The following is a 22975-nucleotide window of genomic DNA, read 5'->3' as shown; positions in this document are numbered from 1 at the left end:
ACCGTGAAAATTGTTTAGATAAGGAGAAAGAGTTATGCCTAAATTAGATAGTATAAAGAAAACTTTAGTATTAGGGTCAGGGCCAATAATAATAGGTCAAGCGGCAGAATTTGACTATTCAGGAACACAGGCCTGCCAAGCATTAAAAGAAGAGGGAATAGAAGTCGTATTAGTTAATAGTAATCCAGCTACTATAATGACTGATAAAGAGATTGCAGATAAAATATATATAGAACCATTAACAATAGAATTTATAGAAAAAATAATAGAAAAAGAAAGACCAGATAGTTTACTTGCAGGTATGGGAGGTCAAACAGGGCTTAACTTAGCTGTAGAACTACATGATGCTGGGATATTAGAAAAATACAATGTAAAAGTTATAGGAACATCTATAAACTCTATAAAAAAGGGCGAAGACAGAGACTTATTTAGAGAGGTAATGAAAGAAATAAATCAGCCAGTAATAGTTAGTGATATAGTTACAAATTTAGAAGCAGGGCTTGAATTTGCTGATAAAATAGGCTATCCAGTAGTTGTAAGACCAGCATATACATTAGGTGGAACTGGTGGAGGTATAGCCGATACTGAGGAAGAATTAAGAGAAACTCTTACACATGGATTACAATTAAGTCCAGTAGGTCAAGTTCTTCTTGAAAAGAGTATAAAAGGTTGGAAAGAAATAGAATATGAAGTAATGAGAGATGGAAATGGTAACTGTATAACTGTATGTAATATGGAAAATGTAGACCCAGTTGGAGTTCATACAGGAGATAGTATAGTTGTTGCTCCAAGTCAAACTTTAAGTGATGAGGAGTATCAACTACTTAGAAAAGCATCAATAGATATAATAAATGCAATAGAAGTTCAAGGTGGTTGCAATGTTCAAATAGCTTTAAATCCACATAGTTTAGAATATGCGATAATAGAAATAAATCCAAGAGTTAGTAGGTCATCAGCTTTAGCATCAAAAGCTACAGGCTATCCAATCGCAAAAGTAGCAGCTAAGATAGCTCTAGGATACACTTTAGATGAGATAGAAAATGCAGTAACTAAAAAAACATATGCTTGCTTTGAGCCAACATTAGATTATGTAGTAGTAAAAATACCAAAGTGGCCATTTGATAAATTTAGACATGCTAATAGAAAATTGGGAACTAAGATGATGGCAACTGGTGAAATAATGAGTATAGGAAGTAACTTTGAAGCAGCTATTCTTAAAGGAATAAGATCACTTGAGACAGGAAAATATTCATTAGTTCATGCTCCATCAGAAGGTAGAACATTAGAAGAATTAAAGGCTAGAGTAGTAGTACCTGATGATGAGAGACTGTTTGACTTAGCTGAAATGATAAGAAGAGGCTATAAAGTAGAAATGATTTCAGAAATAACTGGTGTTGATAAGTGGTTTATAAATAAATTTAAATGGATAGTAGAGCAAGAAGAAAAATTAAAAGTTCTAAAAATAGAAAACTTAGACAAAGAGTATTTACACGAATTAAAGAAAAAAGGATTCTCTGATAAAGGTATATCTGACTTAATGAAAATAAGTCCAGAAAAATTATACGAGTTGAGAAGTCTATATAATATACAACCAGTTTATAAAATGGTTGATACATGTGGGGGAGAATTTGAAGCTTTATCACCTTACTATTATTCAACTTATGAGCAATATGATGAAGTAGTTGTTAGTGATAAGAGAAAGGTAATAGTGTTGGGCTCTGGGCCAATAAGAATAGGCCAAGGTATAGAGTTTGACTATTGTTCAGTTCACTGTGTAAAATCTTTAAGAAAAATGGGTATTGAGACTATAATTGTAAATAATAACCCTGAGACAGTAAGTACAGATTTTGATACATCAGACAAGTTATATTTTGAACCATTAACAGAAGAAGAAGTTTTGAATATAATTGAAAAAGAAAAACCAGAAGGTGTGATATTACAGTTTGGTGGGCAAACAGCTATAAAATTAGCTAAGTTCTTACATGAGAAAAATATACCTATATTAGGAACAGATTTTAGAGATATAGATGCAGCAGAGGATAGAGAGAAGTTTGATGATTTATTAGAAAAACTAGACATAAATAGACCAAAAGGAAAAGGTGTATGGACAACTAACGAGGGTGTTGGGATTGCTAAGGAGTTAGGTTATCCAGTATTAGTTAGACCATCTTATGTACTTGGTGGTCAAGGTATGGAAATAACTTATAATGAAGAAAAATTAATTCAGTATTTGGATGATGCGTTTGATAGAGACCACAAAAATCCAGTACTAATAGATAAATATCTAACTGGTAGAGAAATAGAAGTAGATGCGATATGTGATAAAGAAGATATATTAATACCTGGTATAATGGAGCATTTAGAAAGAGCTGGAGTTCACTCTGGAGACAGTACAACAATGTATCCAAGTCAAAATATATCTGATGAAATAAAAGAAAAGATAGTAGAATATACTAAGAAAATGGCTTTAGAGCTTAACGTACTTGGTATGGTTAATATACAATTTATAGAATTCCAAAATGAGTTATATATAATTGAGGTTAATCCTAGAGCTAGTAGAACAGTTCCATATATAAGTAAAGTTAGTGGAGTACCAATAGTTGACTTAGCAACTAAATGTATGTTAGGGGCCAAATTAAAAGATTTAGGATACGGTACAGGAGTTTACAAAGAGCCAAAATTAGTATCAGTAAAAGTGCCAGTATTCTCAATGTCTAAATTATCTAAAGTTGAAGTAAGTCTAGGACCTGAGATGAAGTCTACAGGAGAGGTTCTAGGTGTAGGAGAAAACTTAGAAGAAGCTTTATACAAAGGATTTTTAGCAGCAGGTAGACATATGTCTGATGAAAGAGGAGTAGTGCTTGCTACTGTTAATAATCTTGATAAAGATGAGTTTATAGAGATAGCAAAAGATATGAAAGAGTTAGGATACACTTTTGTCGCTACAGAAGGAACAGCTAAAAGCTTAAGAGAAAATGGAATAGAGGCTGATACAGTAAATAGAATTGAAGAGCCTAGACCAAACATATTAGATGCTATAAGAAATAAACAAGTTGATATAGTAATAAATACACCAACTAAAGGAAATGATTCTACAAGAGATGGATTTAAAATGAGAAGAACAGCGATTGAGTTCTCTACTGAGATAATGACATCTTTAGATACATTAAAAGCTTTAGTAGAAGTTAAGAAGAAGCACCTAAATAAAGACAAGTTAAAAGTTTATAATATAGCTGAGTAGAGTAAGTTTATTAAAATATTTTAAAGGCGTTAGCCATAGAGGCTTTCGCCTTTTATTTTAATCAATAAATAGAGGATAAAGATGATAATCATGAATTTCTTCATGTATAAGATTTTCATATTTATCATAAGAATATTTAATTGTAACAACTATCTTATCTCCCTTAGATACATTTTTATAAAGTTTTTTACTCTTGATAGAATATATATCATTTTTGTATGAAGCATTAACTATAAAAATCTCTGATTCGTAATCAAATGTACCCATTATTGGATTATAGTGTTCCTAAATACTCTTCTATTATTTTCATAAATCTATTCACCTCTCTTTAGAAATTTGTTCATAACATTTTGTATAAAGTTCCACTCTTGAATTTTTACTTCTAAATTTTCTTTTCCATAATCAGTTATATTATAATATTTTCTTCTACTTCCAAGACCTTGGTCGTTTCCCCAATATGATTTTATTAGACCTTTGGATTCTAATCTTTTAAGAGATACATAGAGAGTACTTTCCTTTAATTCAAAGCTTGTTTCGTCTCTAACCACTTTTGCTATTTCATATCCATATGAATCACCTTTGTTTAGTATTGATAATATTAAAGTATCAATATGACCTTTAAGTACTTCTTTGTTCAAGTCCATAAATTCACCTACTTTGTTTTATCATATACCTTATATTATGAGGTATATATAATTATATAATAAGACTTTCAATTTAATTTTTCAAGTATAAATTATAAAAGATACACTAATTTTAGGAATAATAGAAAGAATATACTTTTTCATTATAGAGACTAGGGTGTATGATTATAGACTAATTATGCGAAAATTATTGTACTTATACCATGTTTTATGACTCAACTTGTATCTTTGTGATAAAAGAAATATAATAAATCAATAAAGGGTTATTTATTATTATATAACAACAAAATAGATTGATAAAATTTGGAAAACTACAGATAGAGAGTATAAAATCAGTAAAATAAAGGGGGATGAAAATAAATGAAGAGGATATTTTTGGTTGAGGATGACAAGGCAATTGCTAAGAACCTTATTCTTTTGCTAAATGCAGAAGGATTTACAGTAATCCATGCTTCCACAAGAAGTGAAGCACTTGATGAGATTGCTAGCAATAAATTTGACTTGGCACTGATTGATATTTCCTTGCCTGATGGAAATGGATTTACAGTTTGTACAGAAATTAAAGAAACACAAGACATCCCAGTTATCTTTCTGACAGCTTCTGGTGATGAATCGAGTGTTGTTACTGGGCTGAACATGGGTGCGGATGACTATATCACTAAACCTTTTCGTCCACGTGAATTGATTGCACGAATTAAAACAGCACTGAGAAAAAGTGAGCGTTTTGGGGCAACTTTTGAAATCTGTGGTCTTTATATTGATACAGCAAGTGGTGTCGTGAAAAAAAATGGTAATGAAGTTTTTCTTTCAGCTCTAGAATATCGATTGTTGCTGGTGTTTATTAGTAATCCCAAAAGTATTATTACGAGGGTTAAATTGCTTGATGAATTGTGGGATGCAGCAGGTGAGTTTGTAAATGACAATACACTGACTGTGTACATTAAACGCCTGAGGGAGAAGATAGAGGATGACCCTTCAAGTCCACAGATAATTTTGACTGTTCGTGGAACAGGGTATAGATTGGGGGGAGGACATGTTTCGGAATAGAGAGTTTCGTAGGTTTGCTATTTTGTTCTTATTAATAACTGTTGTCACTGTAACTCTAGGATTTGCAATCAATATGATGGCTGGAATCCTTGTAATTGTATCTGACACTACTTTTGGTACATTATTTCTTATATTTACTAGGGCCAGATACAAAAGTATTGCACATATTTCAGAACAAATTGATATTGTGCTTCATAATACTGACCATATGTATATTGCTGAAATAGATGAGGGAGAACTTTCTATTCTTCAAAGTGAGATAACTAAAATGACATTGCGTATTCGGGAACAAAATGAAGCACTAAAAAGAGAAAAAAGACATCTTGCTGATTCTTTAGCTGATATAGCGCACCAGCTTCGAACTCCTCTTACATCAGTAACTCTTATTATGTCATTATTAGAGACTAATACTGATGAAGATGAACGGAAAGGTCTAATACGAGAGACAGAGGAACTGCTCTTGCAGGTGGATTGGTTACTTACCTCTCTATTAAAATTATCTCGATTGGATGCTGGCATTGTGGAGTTTCAAAGTGAACAGATAGACATAAATGACTTGATATATGCTTCTCTTAGACCATTTATGATTTCAATGGAGCTACATAATATCGATTTACAAATAGATATTCCTAAAAGGATGATTATTAATGGTGATTCAAGTTGGCTTTCGGAAGCAATTCAAAACATCCTCAAAAACTGCATAGAAAAAGTAGGAGATGGTGGTAAGATTGAGATTGTTTGTGAGGATAACACACTGTTTACTGAGATTACCATTCATGATAGCGGAATGGGAATTGGAAAAGAAGATTTGCCATTTATTTTTGACAGGTTTTATCGTGGGAAAAACACAAACATGGCAGGGTATGGGATTGGATTGTCTCTATGCAAGATGATTATAACACGTCAAGGAGGAACAATTAACGCGAAAAATCATCCAGAGGGTGGCGCGATATTTACTATACGTTTTCCAAAGTGACTAATCTCTCATCTTAAAGTCACAGAGATGTAAGCTGAAAGTTCTATTATATGGGTAAACCATAAGAAAGGAGACTCACATAATGGAGTTTTTAAAAATTGAAAATTTATGCAAGGTATATGGAAAAGGTGAAAATCAGGTTACTGCACTTGACAATATTTCACTTACTATCCAAAAAGGAGAATTTACTGCTATTATAGGCTCCTCTGGGTCTGGTAAATCTACATTGCTACATGCCATTGCAGGTGTAGATGTGCCAACAAGTGGAAAGATATACCTAGATGGGCAAGATGTATATGGCCAAAGTAATGAAAAACTTGCTATTTTTCGTAGACGTCAAGTTGGATTGATTTATCAGTTTCACAATCTGATACCAACACTAAATGTAGTGGAAAATATTACTTTGCCTATACTTATGGATAAGCGTAGGGTTAACAAGGAACGACTAAATGACCTGTTGGAGTTACTTGGCTTAAAAGAGCGAAGAATGCATTTGCCAAATCAACTTTCTGGAGGTCAGCAACAACGTGTAGCAATCGGTCGTGCTTTAATGAATGCACCAGCAGTTATGCTTGCTGATGAACCTACTGGTAGCTTAGACAGTAAAAATGGACAGGATATTATCCAGCTATTGAAAGAAAGCCATAATAAATATCATCAGACCCTTATAATTGTCACACATGATGAAAATATTGCATTACAGGCAGATAGAATTATCTGTATTGCAGATGGAAAAGTAGTGCGTGATGAAAGGCTGGTGAATCGTTCATGAACATTTTCAACAAAGTTGCACTGCAAGGTATGAAAAAAAATCGTACACGAACTCTTGTAACAATTATAGGGGTCGTACTATCTGCTGCCATGATTACGGCAGTCACAACATTTGGAGTTTCTTTGATAGACTATTTGACAAAAGGTGCTATTTCGAAGTATGGTGATTGGCATGTTGAGTTTTTAGATGTTGATTCATCTTTCATCCAGAAACAGGCAGGTAATGATGAAGTTACAAATACCACAGTATTTGAAAATATCGGCTATGCAACACTTAGTGGCAACAGAAATCCAGATAAGCCATATCTTTTTATAGCTGGATTCAACAAAGAAACCTTTGATACTGTGCCTATAGATTTGATTTCAGGAAGATTGCCTAAAAACAGTGGAGAGATTCTTGTTTCCAGTAAAGTTGCAACAGATGGTGGTGTCAAATTCGCAGTAGGCGACACTGTTTCATTAGATATAGGTAGACGTATAAATGATGTAAATGAGAGGCTTGGTCAAGGTGATTTATACACTGCTGGAGGGGAAACTCTTGTATCACAAGATAAGAGGACATATAAAGTTGTTGGTATATGTCGAAAGCCTATCTTTGAGGAATCTTCTGCACCAGGATATACCTTGATAACTAAAGCTGATGCACAATTCAAAGGGGATAGTTTTAGCTTGTTTGCCACATTGAAAAATCCTCGTAAAGCCCATTCTTATGTAAGTAGCACTGGAGAACGTGCTTATGTTTTAAATGACAACGTGTTACGTTTCATGGGAGCTTCTGACAACAAGTTATTCAATGTGTTTTTATATTCGGTTGGTGGGATTGTGCTTGCTATCATAATGATTGGCTCGATTTTTCTAATCTATAATTCGTTTAATATGTCATTGAATGAACGAACACAACAGTTTGGAATCCTTTCATCTGTTGGAGCTACAGCAAAGCAGTTACGGAATTCAGTGTTGTTTGAGGGATTTTGTATTGGTACTGTTGGGATACCAATTGGTGTCGCAGTTGGAATACTCAGTATTAAGCTTGTGATTTCTGTTATTTCCAAAAACTTTGCAAATGTTCTATATACTAACGTCCCTCTGACCTTGACTTTATCTATTCTCGCAATTATTGTTGCAGTAGTGGTTAGTATGGTTACTATCTTAATCTCAGCTTATATTCCGGCCAGAAAGGCAGCTAATACACCAGTGATGGAGTGTATACGCCAGACTAATGAAGTAAAAGTCGAATCTAAAGCTGTGAAGACATCAAATCTCTCACAACGCATTTATGGTTTGGAGGGAACTCTCGCTCTGAAAAATTTTAAAAGAAATAAGAAACGCTATCGCAGTATAGTTTTATCATTAGCTCTCAGTATAGTGTTATTTATATCGACTAGTGCTTTAGTAGGAGATTTAAAACAGATGTCAAGCCAGAAATCAGAGGTTACTGACCATGACATTATCTTTTCCACACAAGGCATGAGTGACAGTGAAATGCTAAAGCTATATGATAAGATGAAGAGTGCTAATGGTGTTTACGAAGGTTTGTATCAAGAAATGATTACTTATTCATGTATCGTTAAAGGAAGTAAGCTTACAGAAAATTACTTACAACATGAAAATATGCATGCAACAAATGAAACAGTCAATTTACCAGTAGATATGCAATTTCTTGATGACAGTACTTATCTGAATATTATGAAAGGTCTTGGCTTAAACACAAAAGAATATACTGGAGAAAATGCAAAGATGCTTGCTGTTTCTATGGCTGTTGAGGATGACCATACTATTGATATTTTTACAAACTCCTCTATGAATGTTAATCTTACCTCTGAAACTGATGGTAATTTGGATAATGTTGAAAAGCAAAATGTAAACATTACATTTGTAAAAATAGTGCCACCTGATTCTCCTCCAAGTGCAAGAAATTCTAAGAATAAGCAAGTAAACTTCAGAATACTGGCTCCTTATTCAGTCAAATATAAGTTTGAGGCTCTTGATGTTTCTACAGGAATCAAGAGTATGGGATTTCAATCAAAAAATCCAACTCAGTCAGTTGCAGAAATGGAAAAGATTATTGAGAGTGAGGGTGTTACAGTTGAGCATAATCTCTACAATATGTATGGAATGATGGACGATAATCGTAATTACATATTCATTGTCAACGTATTCGCCTATACTTTCATCATTATGATTTCACTTATTTCTGTCGCTAATGTTTTCAATACAATTTCTACGAATATCAAGTTGCGTCGTAGAGAGCTTGCCATGCTTCGTTCTATTGGAATGTCTGAGCGTGATTTCCAAAAAATGATGAATTTTGAGTGTATATTTTATGGTATGAGGGCTCTTCTATTTGGGCTACCTATAGCAGTAATTTCTTCCTGGTTAATTCATAAAGGAATGGTAGCAGATGATATTAACTTTATGTTTCCATGGGTAAGTATCGGAATAAGTGTGTTTGGCGTTCTCTTTATCATATTCATTACAATGTTGTATACTACTAATAAGATAAAAAAAGAAAATATTATCGATGCACTGCGAGATGATATGGCTTAATTTAAGGTATATGTTAATTTTATAGAAAAATAATTCTAAGAGATGGCGCATAATAAAAGAATAGTAATTTATACTAAAAATAGGAGGGAATTAGCATTAGCTACATTCCCTCCTATTTTCTTAAAAAATTTACTGAGAAAAGTCAATTAAACTAAACATCTTAAGTCAATTTCTCTCTTTTTAACTTGTATCTGAATTTCAGTTAGAAGTTCTTCTTCATTGTTTGTAGATAAAGGGTCTATTATAGGTATTTCATATATATAATTTTCAATAGGTATTCTTTTATACTCAACATAATCAACTAATTTTTTAAAAGCAGTATAATTTTCTTTGTAAGGTCCTTTATATGTCATACAGATGAAATCGCCAGCTGAAATTTCTGTTATATATTTTTGCGATTTTGTATCAAATAAATCTCTTTCAACTGTAACAAAGCTATTGTCATAAATGACTTTATCTTCCTTTAAAAATTTATCTATAGATACAAGCCCACTTACGCCACCATAAAATACAGATATATTATCTTCTAATATATTGGCTATTTGTCTTCTTGAAAGTTCCATAGTTTCTTCACTACTTAACCCTTCTTCATATTCTATAGATAATATACTTCTTCTTGGAATATGTTTTCTAACTATTTTATTAACATCATCTACTTTCATACCTTTTTCCATTGTTTCTTTCTTAGTACTTAGCACTTTTTTTATAAGTTCTAATTCTTTAATTTTCTCGTCCACTATATTAATTTTATTAGTTAGCAGTTTTAGAATTTCTTCATTATTTTCATCAAGTTTTGATTTAATTTCCTTTAAAGGCATACCTAGATATTTTAAGTATTTTATAATATCTAATTGTGAAAATTGGTCAATTGAGTAATATCTGTAATTGCTTTCTTGATCAACATGAACAGGTTTAAATAAGTCTATTTGGTCATAGTATCTTAGTGTCTGTATACTTATTTTATGAAGCTTTGACATCTCTCCTATTGAAAACTTTTTACTCATACAATCACCTCATTTGAGATTTAAAATATATTCCATGGATATTTATCAGGCGTATTACATGTAAATTCCATTTTTTCTTTTGTAGTAGGATGGTAGAGTTCTATTTTATTAGACCAAAGAGCTATTTGTTGTCCAACTTTATTTATTTCTTTACCATACCTTTGGTCTCCATATAATGGATGTTTTCTGCTTGAAAATTGAACTCTTATTTGATGAGAACGACCAGTTTTCAAGTTTACTTGAACCAAGCTTAGGTTTTCTTTAAAGTTTAATATCTTATAGTCAAGTTCAGCTTCTTTGGCATCTTTATGATTTTTTTTCACCACAGTTACCATATTAGTCTTTTTATTTTTATATAAAAAATCTTTTAATGTATCTTCACCAGATTTCATATTGCCATGTATAATAGCTAGATAAGTTTTATTGAAGGTCTTATTTCTTACTTGTTCAGACAATCTTGATGCTGCTTTTGATGTCTTTGCAAAAACCATAACTCCACCTACTGGTCTATCTAATCTATGTATTAAACCAATATATACATTTCCAGGTTTGTTATACTTTTTTTTTACATAGTCTTTTAAAAGATTTACCATATCTTTATCATTAGTATCATCTCCTTGAGATAATATATTAACTGGTTTTTCTACAACGAGTAAATGGTTATCTTCATATATGACTCTTATCATTACTTTTTCTCCCATCTTCCAAATATACCACAAGGAAGTATCTTACCATCTCTAGAAGCTGGTATTCCTAATTCTCCACCATATATATCTCCTGCATTTGCTTTTTTGCCTATTGTTGTAGATAGTACATTTTCAAGAACTATTGAAGAAAAGCCTGTTGTATAAGAATTAATCAAGAAAAATAATGGGTCATCTGATAAAACTCCCATACATAAGTCTACAAAACTATATAATTTTTCTTCTATTTGCCATACCTCTCCTTTAGGACCTCTTCCATAAGAAGGTGGGTCCATTATTATCGCATCATATTTTTTCCCTCTTCTTATTTCTCTTTCAACAAACTTTACAACATCATCCACTATAAATCTTACTGTTTGATTTTTAAGACCAGATAACTCTATGTTTTCTTTTGCCCAATTAACCATACCTTTTGCTGCGTCAACATGGCATACTTCTGCACCAGCAGATGCACAAGCTACTGTAGCCCCACCTGTATATGCAAATAGATTTAATACTTTTATAGGTCTGTCAGCTTTCTTTATTTTGTCTATCATCCAATCCCAATTGGCTGCTTGTTCTGGAAATAATCCAGTATGTTTAAATCCAGTTGGTTTAATGTGAAACTTTAAATTTTTATAATTTATAGTCCATTGTTCAGGGTATCTTTTTTTGTGTTCCCATTGCCCCCCACCTTTATTACTTCTATGATAATGTCCATGAGGGTTTTTCCATAATGCCCATTCAGATTCCATTGGCCATACAACTTGTGGGTCTGGTCTTCTAAGTACATAATTACCCCAACGTTCTAATTTTTCTCCATTTCCCATATCTATAAGTTCATAATCTTTCCATTTATCTGCTAATAATAACATATCTTTCCTCCTATAAAATAACTCTCAATCCTATGTATTATACCACAAAATTAGTCATTTTTTGCTGTTTTAGATACTTTCTATTCTTTACATTTACTATTAACATTATTACTGTTTTAAGCATATTATATTGTATCTGATTTTTTTAATAAAAGGGGGAGGATTTTAATGGAAAATAATCAATCTACAAATACTTGTACATATAATATATTATATGTGCAATTTAATGAAGACTTTGAAAGAAGTAAGTATTTTTCTTATGATGTAAAGTATCCGATTATATACAATATCAGAAATCAATCTACTTTCGTAAATCCAGCTATTTTAAATAATATAAACAACGCTGTAAGAATGACTGTAAACAATTTTAAAAATGGCTTAAAGGAAGAAGAACAAGAGTATAATAATGCAGCTTCTCAAAATTCACTTCCAAAACAAAGTTACTGGGTATCAACTAGTTATGCAGTTACTTTTAATAAAAATTATGTACTAAGTATGATATTAAGCCTTATGGGATTTGCTAATAATGCTGGACCTAAATATAATACATTGAATAATTACAACATAGATTTGACAACTGGAAAAGAACTTTTAATTGGTGATATTTTTAGAGATGGGACTGATTATATAAATATAATAACTGATTATATAAAGTCTCAAATAAATGAAAATAGAGATATGTATTATTCTAATGTAGAATTGGTTATACCTGAAGACCAAGCTTTTTATCTTACAGATGATGGAATCGTTATCTATTTTGGAGTCGATGAAATAGCACCTGAGAGCTTCGGGATACCTAAGTTTGAGATGAAATTTTCTGATTTCGGCAATTTTATAAATTCACGTTTCTATTGTATTTCTCCAGATATATATGTTCAATCAAGAGGAAAATCGAAACATTTTATAGTATAAAAATATAGATAATTCTGAGCCCTATTTTAGTATTTATACTGGAGTAGGGTTAAGATTTATCTATCTTAAATAATGTGATTTAAACTGTACTATTTATATGTGTTAATTATATAAATTTAGACATATTGATAAATATTTAAAATAGCACGATTGTTTTGTATTAAAAGTTTTAACTTTTGAATCCACAAGAGGTTTATATTATTATATACATTTAAGTCACTATTTTTTTTTATACATTTGCTGATAAGCAGAGTTTTTATTGATAACCTCTACATCTAAATTGGGATTACTTACCACTTCATATAAAAAGAGCTTTCCTAATTTTAATCTGATATTCATCTCCAACCTGTTCCATTCATAGCCTTTGAACAATTCTTTTAATAAAAAAACTTCTCCACAATTGATGTTTTTTAATTCATCTATTGCTTCTTTTAACAGACTATTCATATTATTTCCTCCAATTTGTATAAACTCATTAATTTCATTATATTGGTAAATTTTGACAGAGTCAAACAAATTATAAAGGAATTATTATGGTGTCAAAAGTTAACAGTATTGACACCAAAAAACCATTTTAGTAAAATGGATAAAGATGATTAGATACAAGCCTCTAGGCAACTTCTGTACTAAATCTTTATGTTAGGAAGTGATTATTATTATATATGGATATTGTCGTGTAAGCACAAAAAATCAAACAGATAACAATAGTCTGTATCAGCAACAACAGGAAATATTGAGTAAATATAATGATGCTAAGATAATAAAAGAAACTTATACAGGTACTACTACAAATAGACCTAAGTTTGAAAAAGTTATATCATCTTTAAAAAAGGGCGATTTACTTGTTGCAACTAAATTAGATAGACTAGCTAGGAGTACATCAGAAGGAATACAATTAATAGAGGGATTGTTTGCTAAAGAAGTGAGTGTTCACATTTTAAACATAGGACTCTTAGAAAATACTTCAATGGGAAAATTCTTTCTAACTACATTGCTTGCAGTTGCAGAGCTTGAAAGAAATATGATAATAGAGCGTACTCAATTAGGTAAAGAATTTGCCAGAAAGAAAAAGGATTTTAAAGATGGTAGACCAAAGAAATACAGTAATCAACAGATACAATATGCATTAGGTTTATTAAACTCTAAGCCATATAGAGAGGTTGTGAAGATGACTGGCATCTCTAAAAGTACACTTATTCGTGCAAAGAAATCAATATAATAGAGGTGTAATTTATGAAAAATTAGAGGTATAAATAAACTAAAGATATTTATACTTCTAACTAATCTTATTTTCAGCTATAATGCATAAAAGATTCTTAAAGTTTTTGTAAGTTATTTTTTTATATTATATAATTTTATTGTCAGGGTATGACTGATTAAAAATATTAAGTAATATTAAAATATTTAACTGTAGTATATCTATAAAGAGGTAATAAATCTTTAAAAATTTATGTGTTACATAAAAAATTAATGATTTATGTAATTATTTAAAATACAATATAAAAATAGGTATATCTTAGAGTGACATTAGTTATTCTAAGGTATACCTATTTTTGTGCTAAATATTTTAAACATTGTAAAAAAAATATCAAAAACATATTGACTCTATAGTTACTATAGAGTTTATAATTAGAACTGTAAAAAGACAAAATAAATGTCAGATTTTTAGAAATTATAACAAATATAAAAGTATACTTAAAAAATTTGTATTAAGATTAAGTCAAATTGGTGAAATTTGGCAGGGAAAACGTTGTATAAATAAGTCAAACCAGGAGGGAATTAAAATGAGCAATAATATTAATCAAGATTTGGAGACAAAAATAATACATTGGGGACATAGTGCAGACCCAACGACAGGGGCATTAGCTACACCAATATGTCAAACAGCAACATTTGCAGCAAAAACAGTAGAGCATTTTGAAGAGTTATGCATGACATGGGGATATGTATATACGAGAGAATGTAATCCTACACTTACAGAGTTAGAGACTAAATTAGCTATGCTTGAAAATGCAGAAAGTGCTATATCTAGTACATCAGGCATGGGAGCAATAACATCTACTATTTTAGCGTTAGTAAAAAGTGGAGACCATATAGTTAGTTCAGATGGTATATTTTCACACACTAAATTATTTATGTCTGAATTATTATCTAAATTTGGAGTGGAAGTTACATTTGTAGATGCAGTAAATCCACAAAATATAAAAGATGCAATGAAACCAAACACTAAGATAGTTTATATAGAAAGTCCTTTAAATCCATCTTTAGATTTAGTAGATATAAAAGCAATAGCAGAAATTGCTCATGAAAATAAGAGTTTAGCTATAGTTGACAGTACTTTTGGTACACCAATTATACAAAGACCAATAGATCTAGGTGCAGACTTAGTAATACATAGTCTTACTAAATTTATAAATGGACATGGAGATACTTTAGGAGGATCAGTAGCAGGTTCAAAAGAATTAATAGATTTAGTTAGATGGCCAAGTTTATGTTGTTTTACAGGAGCATCTTTACCACCAATGAGTGCATGGATGATTCTAAGAGGTATGAAAACGTTAGATATGAGAATGAAAAAGCACTGTGAAAATGGATTAGCAGTAGCAGAGTTTTTAGAGCAGGAAGAAAGTGTAGAATTAGTAAAATATCCAGCACTAAAATCTCATCCTCAATATGAACTTTGTAAAACTCAGATGAACGGTTTAGGTGGAGGAGTAGTCTCATTTAAACTAAAAGATGGTATCAATGGTTTGACAAGAGACCAAGCTAGTAGAAGATTAATGAACTCTTTAGAACTTGCAACAATAGCAACAAGTTTAGGAGAAGAGCATACATTAGTTCAAATGAATGGAGAGAATCTAATAAGAATAGCTGTAGGATTAGAATCTTCAAATGACATAATAAATGATTTTAAACAAGCAATCGAAAAATTAAAATAAAATTACATGCATAAATTTATAAATAAAAAATTTTAAGGAGAGAAAATCAATGGAGAACAAAAGTAATGTTAAAAGATTTCTAATAATATTCATATTGGCATTTGGAACAACAGCTATGTATAGTTTACCATATATGAAATCATCATTTTATGACCCAATGCAACAAGCTTTAGCATTGAGTCATACACAAATAGGGAACTTATTGAGTTTATACGGATTAGTAGGAATGGTATCTTATTTTATAGGGGGATGGTTTGCGGATAGATTCTCAGTTAGAAAGCTGATAACTTTTTCTTTAATCACTTCAGGATTACTAGGATTTTATTTTTCAACATTCCCATCATATAGTATGATACTTTTAATATTTGTATTATGGGGATTCACAACAATATTAACTTTCTTCTCAGCATCTGTTAAAATTGTTAGAATGCAAGGAAGTGAATCAGAGCAAGGTAGAATATTTGGTTTTTATGAAGGATTATCAGGTGTATCAGGTACATTAATTTCTTTTATAGGTCTTTACTTCTTTGGTAAATTTGCTGAAATAACAATAGGATTCAAATATGTAGTATGGTTATATTCTGCAGCATCTATAATATGTGGTATACTTTTATTCTTCTTAGTAGAAGAGAAAAAAGATACTGGAGCATCAGATGAAGGTCTAAGCATTAAGTCATTATTAAAAGTAGTTACAATGCCAAAAGCTTGGTTAATTGGTCTTATAATATTTTCAACTTATCTAGTATTCTCAAGTTTAACTTATTTAAGCCCATATTTATCAGAAGTTTATGTAATGCCAATGACTCTAGTTTCAGCTCTATCAATAATTAGAACTTATGTTATAAAAATGGGAGCATCTCCTATTGCTGGTGTCATAACAGATAAAGTTGGTTCATCTATAAGAGTAATGTTTGTAGGGTTTATACTAATGACAGTAAGTACAGCTGCCTACTTGGTAATTCCTAAAGGAGCGGGATTTATATGGATAGCTGTAATAAATATGATAATACTAAGTGTAATCTTATTTGGATTTAGAGGTATATACTTTGCATCTGTTTCAGAATCTAATATATCTTTAGAAACTACAGGAGCTGTAGTTGGATTTGCTTCATTTATAGGATTTTCTCCAGACGCATTTTATTACACTGTAGCAGGTAATTGGTTAGACAAATATGGACAAACAGGATATACTTATATATTCATTTTATCTGTAGTGTGTGCAGTTATAGGTATATTTGCTACTTATGCTCTAAATAAAATAAATAAAAAAGAAAATAAGAATTTGAATAATAAGATTGCTTAATAACAAGATTGATTAAATACTTATAATTATTATATAACTCTACCTATTTTTTATGAAAATGGGTAGAGTTGTTCATATTTAAATATTAAAGAAGGAAAATTAAAATATAAGAACATGGAGATTAGATATGTTAACATTGTGGGAAAATGGAATTATAGTTATATTTGCATTTATATTATTAGGGATAGGTTATTATTTTTCTAGAAATGTAAAAGATATGGAGAGCTATTACCTAGGAAATCGAAGTTTACCATGGTCATTGATAGTAGGTACTTTAGTTGCCTCATGGTATGGGGGAGTTGGTACAGTAGGTAGTGTGGAGTATGCGGCTATATATGGGATATCTGCTTGGGCAGTTTGGTCAATAGCTGCACATATTGGAAGAATGCCTTTAGCATTATGGGTTGGACCAAGAATCCACATAAGAACCAATATAACAGTTCCTGATTTATTAGAAAGTTTTTATGGGAAACATGTTGCTATAATTGGGGCAATCTTAATGTTTATATATTGTGCACAACTTGGAGAAATAACAGCTATGGGAACTATAGGTAATGTAGCTTGGGGAATAGATAAAGAATTGATAGGCCTAATAATGGTAGTTGTAGTCGTTGTACTTACAGTACTTGGTGGACTTATGGGAGTTGCCATTACAGATATGGTATTATTTTTCTGTATGGTATTTGGTCTAACTATGGTTATGCCAGGTCAATTTGAACAAATAGGAGGTTTCCAAGGGCTTACAGAAGCACTTAAAGATGCGCCTCAGCTTATGCATCCTACAAAAGGAATGTCAGCGATGAAAGCACTGATGCTAATTGTATATTCTTTTGGAGCTTATTCAGACCCAACTTTTTATCAGAGATTTTCGGCAGCAGACTCTCCTAAAGTTGGTAGAAGAGCCTTATTAACTTGTTTCTCACTATGGATATGTTTTGATATGGTTTTAACTATGACAGGTCTTATAGTAAGAGCTACTTATCCAGAAATGGCACCAGCCGCTGGGTATATAACTTTAGTTTTGGAGACATTGCCACAAGGAATAAGAGTAATATTCATAATAGGAATTTTAGGTTCTATAGTATCAACATTAGATAGTTATTATCTAGCAGCAGGAGCTACATTAGCCAATGATATATATGGAAGAATTACTAAAAAGGAGTTATCTCAGAAACAATTAGTAAAATTTACTAGGGTAGGTGTATGTTTAGCAGCAGTTATGGGACTTAGTGTAGCGTTTAGATTTGAAAATGTATATGATGCATGTATATTTGTAGGAAGTATTTGGATGGGTTCTGCATTTGTACCTATAGTAGGTGGACTTCTTGGAAGTGGAAGAAGAACATCTATGGGTGGTATTTTAGGAATGATTGTAGGAGGAGTGACTTTTGGTTACTTTAAAATATTCCCAGTTCAAAGCTTTGAGTTAGAGCCTCTTGTAGTGGCTATACCTCTTTCATTTATTGCATGGATGATTGGAAATAGAATAGGTAAGAATTTAAATACACAAAATAATCTATAAAAGGAGAAACTGCTATGTCTAAATTAGTGTCTAAGGTAAAAAAAGATTTAGAAATAAAATGGTTTGGGATAGATGGTTTTCTAGTATTATTGTACTTTTTAATAACAGGATTTATATTTTATGGTATAGTGACTAGAAATGATATTATAGTTGGCAAGATAATTCCATATGGAGTTATGACAGTTGTAGTTATAATATTTTTTGATTACATATATAGAGTTCTAAAAATGACAAGAAAAAAATAAGAAAGAGAATGATTTTATGGATATAAGAGCGTTACCTATAAAAATTACAAAAGATAAAGCTATAGATATAGCTAAAAGTGGAAAAAACTCTTTAATTAGCAAATTGATATTAAAGAATAAGGATACTCATGAAGTTAGACTTCACTATATAGAGTTTAAAATTGTTACGCTTAAAATTCATAAAAATAAATCTATTTTTATGAAGAAAAAGCATTCTAATAATATAAATGAATTGAAAATTTTGGTGAATGGTTCTACTGGTGCTGGTAGTATAGTACAAGAGTTGCCAGTCTGTGAAATGGTTAAAAACGTAGATTGTAATATTGTACAATATAGTGATAAAGATGAAAGAAGAGTAAGAGCAAAGGCAAATAAGATGGCTATGAGGTTAACTCATAGGTTTATGGGAGGAATTCCAGAGATTGAAATAGTTAAAATCGAAAGTATTTTTAGGCCATACTGGGTAGTATTTTTTGGAAAAGTCGAATTGAATACAAGAGTTAGTTATCTCCCAATTGAAGCTGATGGCTTTGTTATAGGAATGTAAAATATTTTGCACTTATTGTATAATACATATTAAGGGAAGATGTTATATTTAGTTGTATAAGATGTCTTCTATAGTAGATAATATGATTTGCAATAAGTGCATTTTAAGTTTTACAGATTATAAAAATGGAGGAAATTAAGTCTTATGCAAAATTATGAATACAATGGATTTTATATAGAAAAGCCAATGGGAAATAATGTATTTTCATATGATAAAAGAGATAATAAGAGTATATATGTACCAAAACTTATAAGTGGCACATTAGATGATGTAAAGTTGGGTAATAAAGTAGTTTTTAATGAAGTAGATGAAAATGAGGAAATAAAAGCAATAGGATTGGAGAATATGGTCGAATATGTCCTGGGAAATAAAAAAATATATGTATTTGATAATCATAATCATGCATTTTATTTTTGGTTAAAATCTATGATGAATGATGAATTTACAAGAGGATGCAAGTTAGTACATGTAGACCAACATAAGGATACTAGAGAACCTGATAACTATGATGTAGATATAAACAATATAGAAGATGTATTTAGGTATACAAATGAGGTTTTAAATGTAGGAAGCTTTATAAAACCAGCATTGCAACATAAAATATTCTCGGAATTAATAATAATAGATAGTTTATATGGATTTGATTTAGATATAGAGCCAGAGTTTGTTCTCGATATAGATTTGGATATATTTTCAAGTGATATGGATTACATACCGTTTGATTTCAAACTGGATAAGATAAAAAACTTAATTAAAAAAGCTAAAGTCATAACAATTGCCACAAGCCCTTACTTTATAAACCAAGAGTATGCTATAAAAGTATTAAAAGAATTGTTTAATTATGATATAATATAAGAGTTAACTTTAAATAGAATATGGTATAAACAAAAAGAAGAAACTTACAATCTAACCAAAAGATTTTATACTATAAAAACTATAAAAATATAGATTTACTTAGGAGGAAAAAGTATGAGTTTATATACTGAATGGAGAAATTTAAGCGATAATCATGAAAATCAAGAAGCAGAGGTAAAATTCTGGGAAGAATATTTAAAAATTGAAGCTGGAATATACAATGAAATATTAAACAATAAAATGGATGTTGTTGAAGGTAAAGTAAGTGAATTGGCTGAAAAATTTGGAACTACTAATGAATTTTTCATGGGATTCATAGATGGAATCAGTGAAAGTCTAAAAGAAGATATAGTTTTAGAAGATGTAGAAGCTGATAAAGAGGTTTCTATAAAAATAGATTGGGAAAAATTATATAACAATATGGTGACTGTTGAAGCTCATTGGCTATATAATTTACAAGGTTGGGAAGAAATATTACCAGCAGAACAAAGAAAAGAAATAATAAAAGCGTACAAAAAATCTAAAACAGTAGTTAAAGAAGCAAAAATAGGAAGAAATGATTCATGCCCATGTGGAAGTGGTAAAAAATATAAGAAATGTTGTGGGAAGTAAGGTAGTCTTATGTTTATTTTAAGATTTGCAGACGATGATGACAATTTATCAGTTAAAGATTTTACATCTTTAACTGATTTAAAAAAATATATTAGTGAAAATGATATAGATAAAACATGGCATCAAATTGAAGAAGTTAAAAGAGTAATACCCAACTTAAAAGAGGAATAAGATTAAGTAATATAAAAAAGAATATTAAAAAATAGTTGTCAATAGTTGTCTATAAGGACAACTATTTCTATTTTTGGATATAAATATAAAATATACAGGGGGTATAAATATGAAATTTATTGATTTACATTGTGATACTATAGCAAAGCTAATGGAAAATGTAGAAACAAGTGAACTTAAGTCTAACAAGTATTCTGTTGATATAGACAGATTGAAAAAAGGGGATTCGTTAGCTCAAACATTTGCTCTTTTTGTTGATACCGAAGAAGTAAAGCATCCTTTTGATTATTGTATGAGCATGGCAAATAAATTTCATGAGGAAATGAAAAAAAATAGTGATGTAATAGCTTTAGCTACTAATTATGAAGAGATTATGAAAAATCAATCAGAAGGAAAACTTACTGCACTTTTATCTATTGAGGAGGGAGCAGTACTTGAAGGTAAGATAGAGAATTTAAAGAAATTTTACAATTTAGGGGTTAGAATGATGACAATAAGTTGGAATCATGTGAATGAATTAAGTTTTCCTCATAATAAAGTAGAGTATAGAGAAAAAGGTCTCACTGATTTTGGAAGAGAAGTAGTACATAAAATGAATGAATTGGGAATGTTAGTGGATGTTTCACATATTTCAGATGGTGGATTTTATGAAATTGCTAAGATTTCTTCTAAACCAATAATTGCTACACATTCTAATTCAAGAGCAATGATGAATCATTCTAGAAATCTAACTGATGATATGATTAGAGTATTGGCAAATAAAGGTGGAGTTACAGGTATAAACTTTTTCCATTTGTTTTTAAGTGATAAAAGCGAAAGTAAGCTTGAAGATATGGTAAGACATATAAAACATATTGTAAATGTTGGAGGAATAGATGTTGTAGCTCTAGGCTCAGATTTTGATGGAATAGATTCAAAGGTTGAGATTGAGGATATATCTCAGATGGGTAAATTATATGAACCTCTAAAAAAAGAAGGGTTTAGTGAAGATGATATAGAAAAGATATACTATAAAAATGCTTTAAGAGTGATAAAAGAAGTATTATAAGAAATGTTTTTTTGACATTAGGAAACAAAGTTTTATATCGAACATAGTATAAACTAAGATAAAAATTTATTGGAGGTTTAACTATGAAGGTAGGAGACATTGTAGCTAGAAAGTCACATAACAAAGATATAGTATTTAAAATAGTCTCTTTTGGTGTAGATGAAAATAATGAAAAAATAGCTATACTAAAGGGAATTGCATTTAGAGTAATAGCAGATGCTTATATTGATGATTTAGAGTTAGTAAAAGCACCTGATATAAAAGATATATTAATAGATAAAAATGTAGAAAATTTATTATATAAGTCAGTAAGAAAAGCTAAAGAAAGACAGAAAAGAATGACAAGAGCAGTTCCAAAACTTCAATTAAATCCTAACACATATGGAATGCCTGGAAAAGTATTACAGATAGATGGAGATAAAGAATATTTAAAAATTTGTTTGGATGTATATGCTCAACTTGGAATACCTGCTGTAGGAGTGGCAGTTTCAGAACAAAATCAATATAAAGAAGTAAGAGCACTGCTAGAAAAATATAATCCGGATATACTAGTAATAACAGGTCATGATGCAATGACAATAAAAAGAGGCGATATAGAAGATATGAGTAACTATAGAAACTCTCTGAACTTTATGAAAACAGTAAAAGAAGCACGTAAATGGCAACCAAATTTGGATAATCTTGTTATATTTGCAGGAGCATGCCAATCAAATTATGAAAAAATAATAAGTGCAGGAGCAAATTATGCAAGTTCACCTGGAAGAATAATGATACATGCTTTAGACCCAGTTTTTGTAGTGGAGAAAATTGCTTGTTCAAGAATCGATGTAGTAGTGCCTATTGATGAGGTTATAGAGCAGACTATTACAGGTGTTAAGGGGATTGGTGGCTCTGAAACAAGAGGCAAATTTAGATGGGCAATGCCAAAAACAATATTACATTAAAAAAAAATAGAATAATTATACTGTATATCTTCAAAAATAGTATTGACATTTTTGCAAAAAATATATAAAATAATTAGTTTAAACATTTG

Annotated in this window: 23 protein-coding genes; 17 read left to right on the top strand and 6 right to left on the bottom strand. The window is 30.6% G+C overall.

Translation table 11 applies throughout. The features are described from left to right. The first annotated feature begins 34 nt into the window (after window positions 1-34). Window positions 35-3241 (top strand): carbamoyl-phosphate synthase large subunit, encoded by a 3207-nt coding sequence (gene carB, locus ACTG46_RS18965; protein ID WP_074178770.1) that lies wholly within the window; start codon window positions 35-37, stop codon window positions 3239-3241. A gap of 57 nt (window positions 3242-3298) precedes the next feature. Here carB and ACTG46_RS18960 read toward each other — a convergent pair whose 3' ends face one another. Further along, complete coding sequence (locus ACTG46_RS18960; protein WP_243194366.1) at window positions 3299-3508, bottom strand: hypothetical protein; 210 nt, start codon at window positions 3506-3508, stop codon at window positions 3299-3301. 47 nt (window positions 3509-3555) lie between these two features. Further along, complete coding sequence (locus ACTG46_RS18955) at window positions 3556-3885, bottom strand: PadR family transcriptional regulator (RefSeq protein WP_054272018.1); 330 nt, start codon at window positions 3883-3885, stop codon at window positions 3556-3558. Between the two features lie 360 nt (window positions 3886-4245). Between ACTG46_RS18955 and ACTG46_RS18950 the strand changes: the two genes are divergently transcribed. The 4 genes from ACTG46_RS18950 (at window position 4246) to ACTG46_RS18935 (ending at window position 9226) form a co-directional block, all read left to right on the top strand. After that, complete coding sequence (locus tag ACTG46_RS18950; RefSeq protein WP_054272017.1) at window positions 4246-4932, top strand: response regulator transcription factor; 687 nt, start codon at window positions 4246-4248, stop codon at window positions 4930-4932. Beyond that, window positions 4919-5908 (top strand): sensor histidine kinase, encoded by a 990-nt coding sequence (locus ACTG46_RS18945; protein WP_243194365.1) that lies wholly within the window; start codon window positions 4919-4921, stop codon window positions 5906-5908. The genes ACTG46_RS18950 and ACTG46_RS18945 overlap by 14 nt, the downstream gene beginning before the upstream one ends. Window positions 5909-5990: 82 nt before the next feature. Then, the gene (locus ACTG46_RS18940) at window positions 5991-6680 is read left to right on the top strand and encodes an ABC transporter ATP-binding protein (protein WP_054272015.1); all 690 of its coding nucleotides are present in this window, start codon (window positions 5991-5993) and stop codon (window positions 6678-6680) included. Continuing rightward, window positions 6677-9226 (top strand): FtsX-like permease family protein, encoded by a 2550-nt coding sequence (locus ACTG46_RS18935; protein ID WP_479923389.1) that lies wholly within the window; start codon window positions 6677-6679, stop codon window positions 9224-9226. Before ACTG46_RS18940 ends, ACTG46_RS18935 begins: the two co-directional genes overlap by 4 nt. A 146-nt stretch (window positions 9227-9372) precedes the next feature. Here the strand turns inward: ACTG46_RS18935 and ACTG46_RS18930 are convergent, their stop codons facing one another. The 3 genes from ACTG46_RS18930 to ACTG46_RS18920 are packed head-to-tail and all read right to left on the bottom strand — an operon-like array spanning window position 9373 to window position 11788. Beyond that, a complete protein-coding gene (locus ACTG46_RS18930; RefSeq protein WP_054272013.1) occupies window positions 9373-10230 on the bottom strand; it encodes a MerR family transcriptional regulator in 858 nt (285 codons plus the stop codon). 20 nt (window positions 10231-10250) lie between these two features. After that, entirely contained in the window at window positions 10251-10916 is a 666-nt protein-coding gene (locus ACTG46_RS18925; RefSeq protein ID WP_479923388.1) for an RluA family pseudouridine synthase, read from the bottom strand. Next, complete coding sequence (locus ACTG46_RS18920) at window positions 10916-11788, bottom strand: class I SAM-dependent methyltransferase (protein ID WP_054272011.1); 873 nt, start codon at window positions 11786-11788, stop codon at window positions 10916-10918. The genes ACTG46_RS18925 and ACTG46_RS18920 overlap by 1 nt, the downstream gene beginning before the upstream one ends. Before the next feature lie 168 nt (window positions 11789-11956). Here ACTG46_RS18920 and ACTG46_RS18915 point away from each other — a divergent pair, with 168 nt between their 5' ends. Beyond that, window positions 11957-12700, top strand: coding sequence for a DUF3298 and DUF4163 domain-containing protein (locus ACTG46_RS18915; RefSeq protein ID WP_054272010.1), 744 nt, complete (start codon window positions 11957-11959; stop codon window positions 12698-12700). A gap of 219 nt (window positions 12701-12919) precedes the next feature. Here the strand turns inward: ACTG46_RS18915 and ACTG46_RS18910 are convergent, their stop codons facing one another. Next, entirely contained in the window at window positions 12920-13147 is a 228-nt protein-coding gene (locus ACTG46_RS18910; protein WP_054272009.1) for a single-stranded DNA-binding protein, read from the bottom strand. A 202-nt stretch (window positions 13148-13349) separates the two neighbouring features. Between ACTG46_RS18910 and ACTG46_RS18905 the strand changes: the two genes are divergently transcribed. The 11 genes from ACTG46_RS18905 (at window position 13350) to yabG (ending at window position 22886) form a co-directional block, all read left to right on the top strand. Further along, window positions 13350-13919 (top strand): recombinase family protein, encoded by a 570-nt coding sequence (locus ACTG46_RS18905; RefSeq protein ID WP_074178786.1) that lies wholly within the window; start codon window positions 13350-13352, stop codon window positions 13917-13919. A 565-nt stretch (window positions 13920-14484) separates the two neighbouring features. After that, complete coding sequence (locus ACTG46_RS18900; RefSeq protein WP_054277785.1) at window positions 14485-15639, top strand: trans-sulfuration enzyme family protein; 1155 nt, start codon at window positions 14485-14487, stop codon at window positions 15637-15639. 49 nt (window positions 15640-15688) lie between these two features. Continuing rightward, window positions 15689-16942, top strand: a complete 1254-nt coding sequence (locus tag ACTG46_RS18895; RefSeq protein ID WP_054272007.1) for an MFS transporter — start codon at window positions 15689-15691, stop codon at window positions 16940-16942. Window positions 16943-17069: 127 nt separating this feature from the next. Beyond that, complete coding sequence (locus ACTG46_RS18890) at window positions 17070-18464, top strand: sodium:solute symporter family protein (protein ID WP_479923387.1); 1395 nt, start codon at window positions 17070-17072, stop codon at window positions 18462-18464. Window positions 18465-18478: 14 nt separating this feature from the next. Then, window positions 18479-18709 (top strand): hypothetical protein, encoded by a 231-nt coding sequence (locus ACTG46_RS18885; protein ID WP_054272005.1) that lies wholly within the window; start codon window positions 18479-18481, stop codon window positions 18707-18709. Between the two features lie 16 nt (window positions 18710-18725). Beyond that, complete coding sequence (locus tag ACTG46_RS18880; protein ID WP_054272004.1) at window positions 18726-19256, top strand: hypothetical protein; 531 nt, start codon at window positions 18726-18728, stop codon at window positions 19254-19256. A gap of 144 nt (window positions 19257-19400) precedes the next feature. Then, on the top strand, window positions 19401-20111 hold the full coding sequence (locus ACTG46_RS18875; RefSeq protein WP_407814917.1) for a peptide arginase family protein: 711 nt from the start codon (window positions 19401-19403) through the stop codon (window positions 20109-20111). 114 nt (window positions 20112-20225) lie between these two features. Next, the gene (locus ACTG46_RS18870; protein ID WP_054272002.1) at window positions 20226-20723 is read left to right on the top strand and encodes an SEC-C metal-binding domain-containing protein; all 498 of its coding nucleotides are present in this window, start codon (window positions 20226-20228) and stop codon (window positions 20721-20723) included. Window positions 20724-20732: 9 nt separating this feature from the next. Further along, window positions 20733-20894, top strand: coding sequence for a hypothetical protein (locus tag ACTG46_RS18865; RefSeq protein ID WP_054272001.1), 162 nt, complete (start codon window positions 20733-20735; stop codon window positions 20892-20894). 109 nt (window positions 20895-21003) lie between these two features. After that, entirely contained in the window at window positions 21004-21942 is a 939-nt protein-coding gene (locus ACTG46_RS18860; RefSeq protein WP_054277782.1) for a dipeptidase, read from the top strand. Between the two features lie 83 nt (window positions 21943-22025). Then, on the top strand, window positions 22026-22886 hold the full coding sequence (gene yabG / locus ACTG46_RS18855; RefSeq protein ID WP_021386497.1) for a sporulation peptidase YabG: 861 nt from the start codon (window positions 22026-22028) through the stop codon (window positions 22884-22886). Window positions 22887-22975 lie beyond the last annotated feature (89 nt).

It is taken from the genome of Clostridioides sp. LIBA-7678 (genome assembly GCF_056716065.1).
The sequence above is the reverse complement of the archived record's forward strand: the minus strand, read 5'-3'. Positions and strand labels throughout refer to the sequence as shown.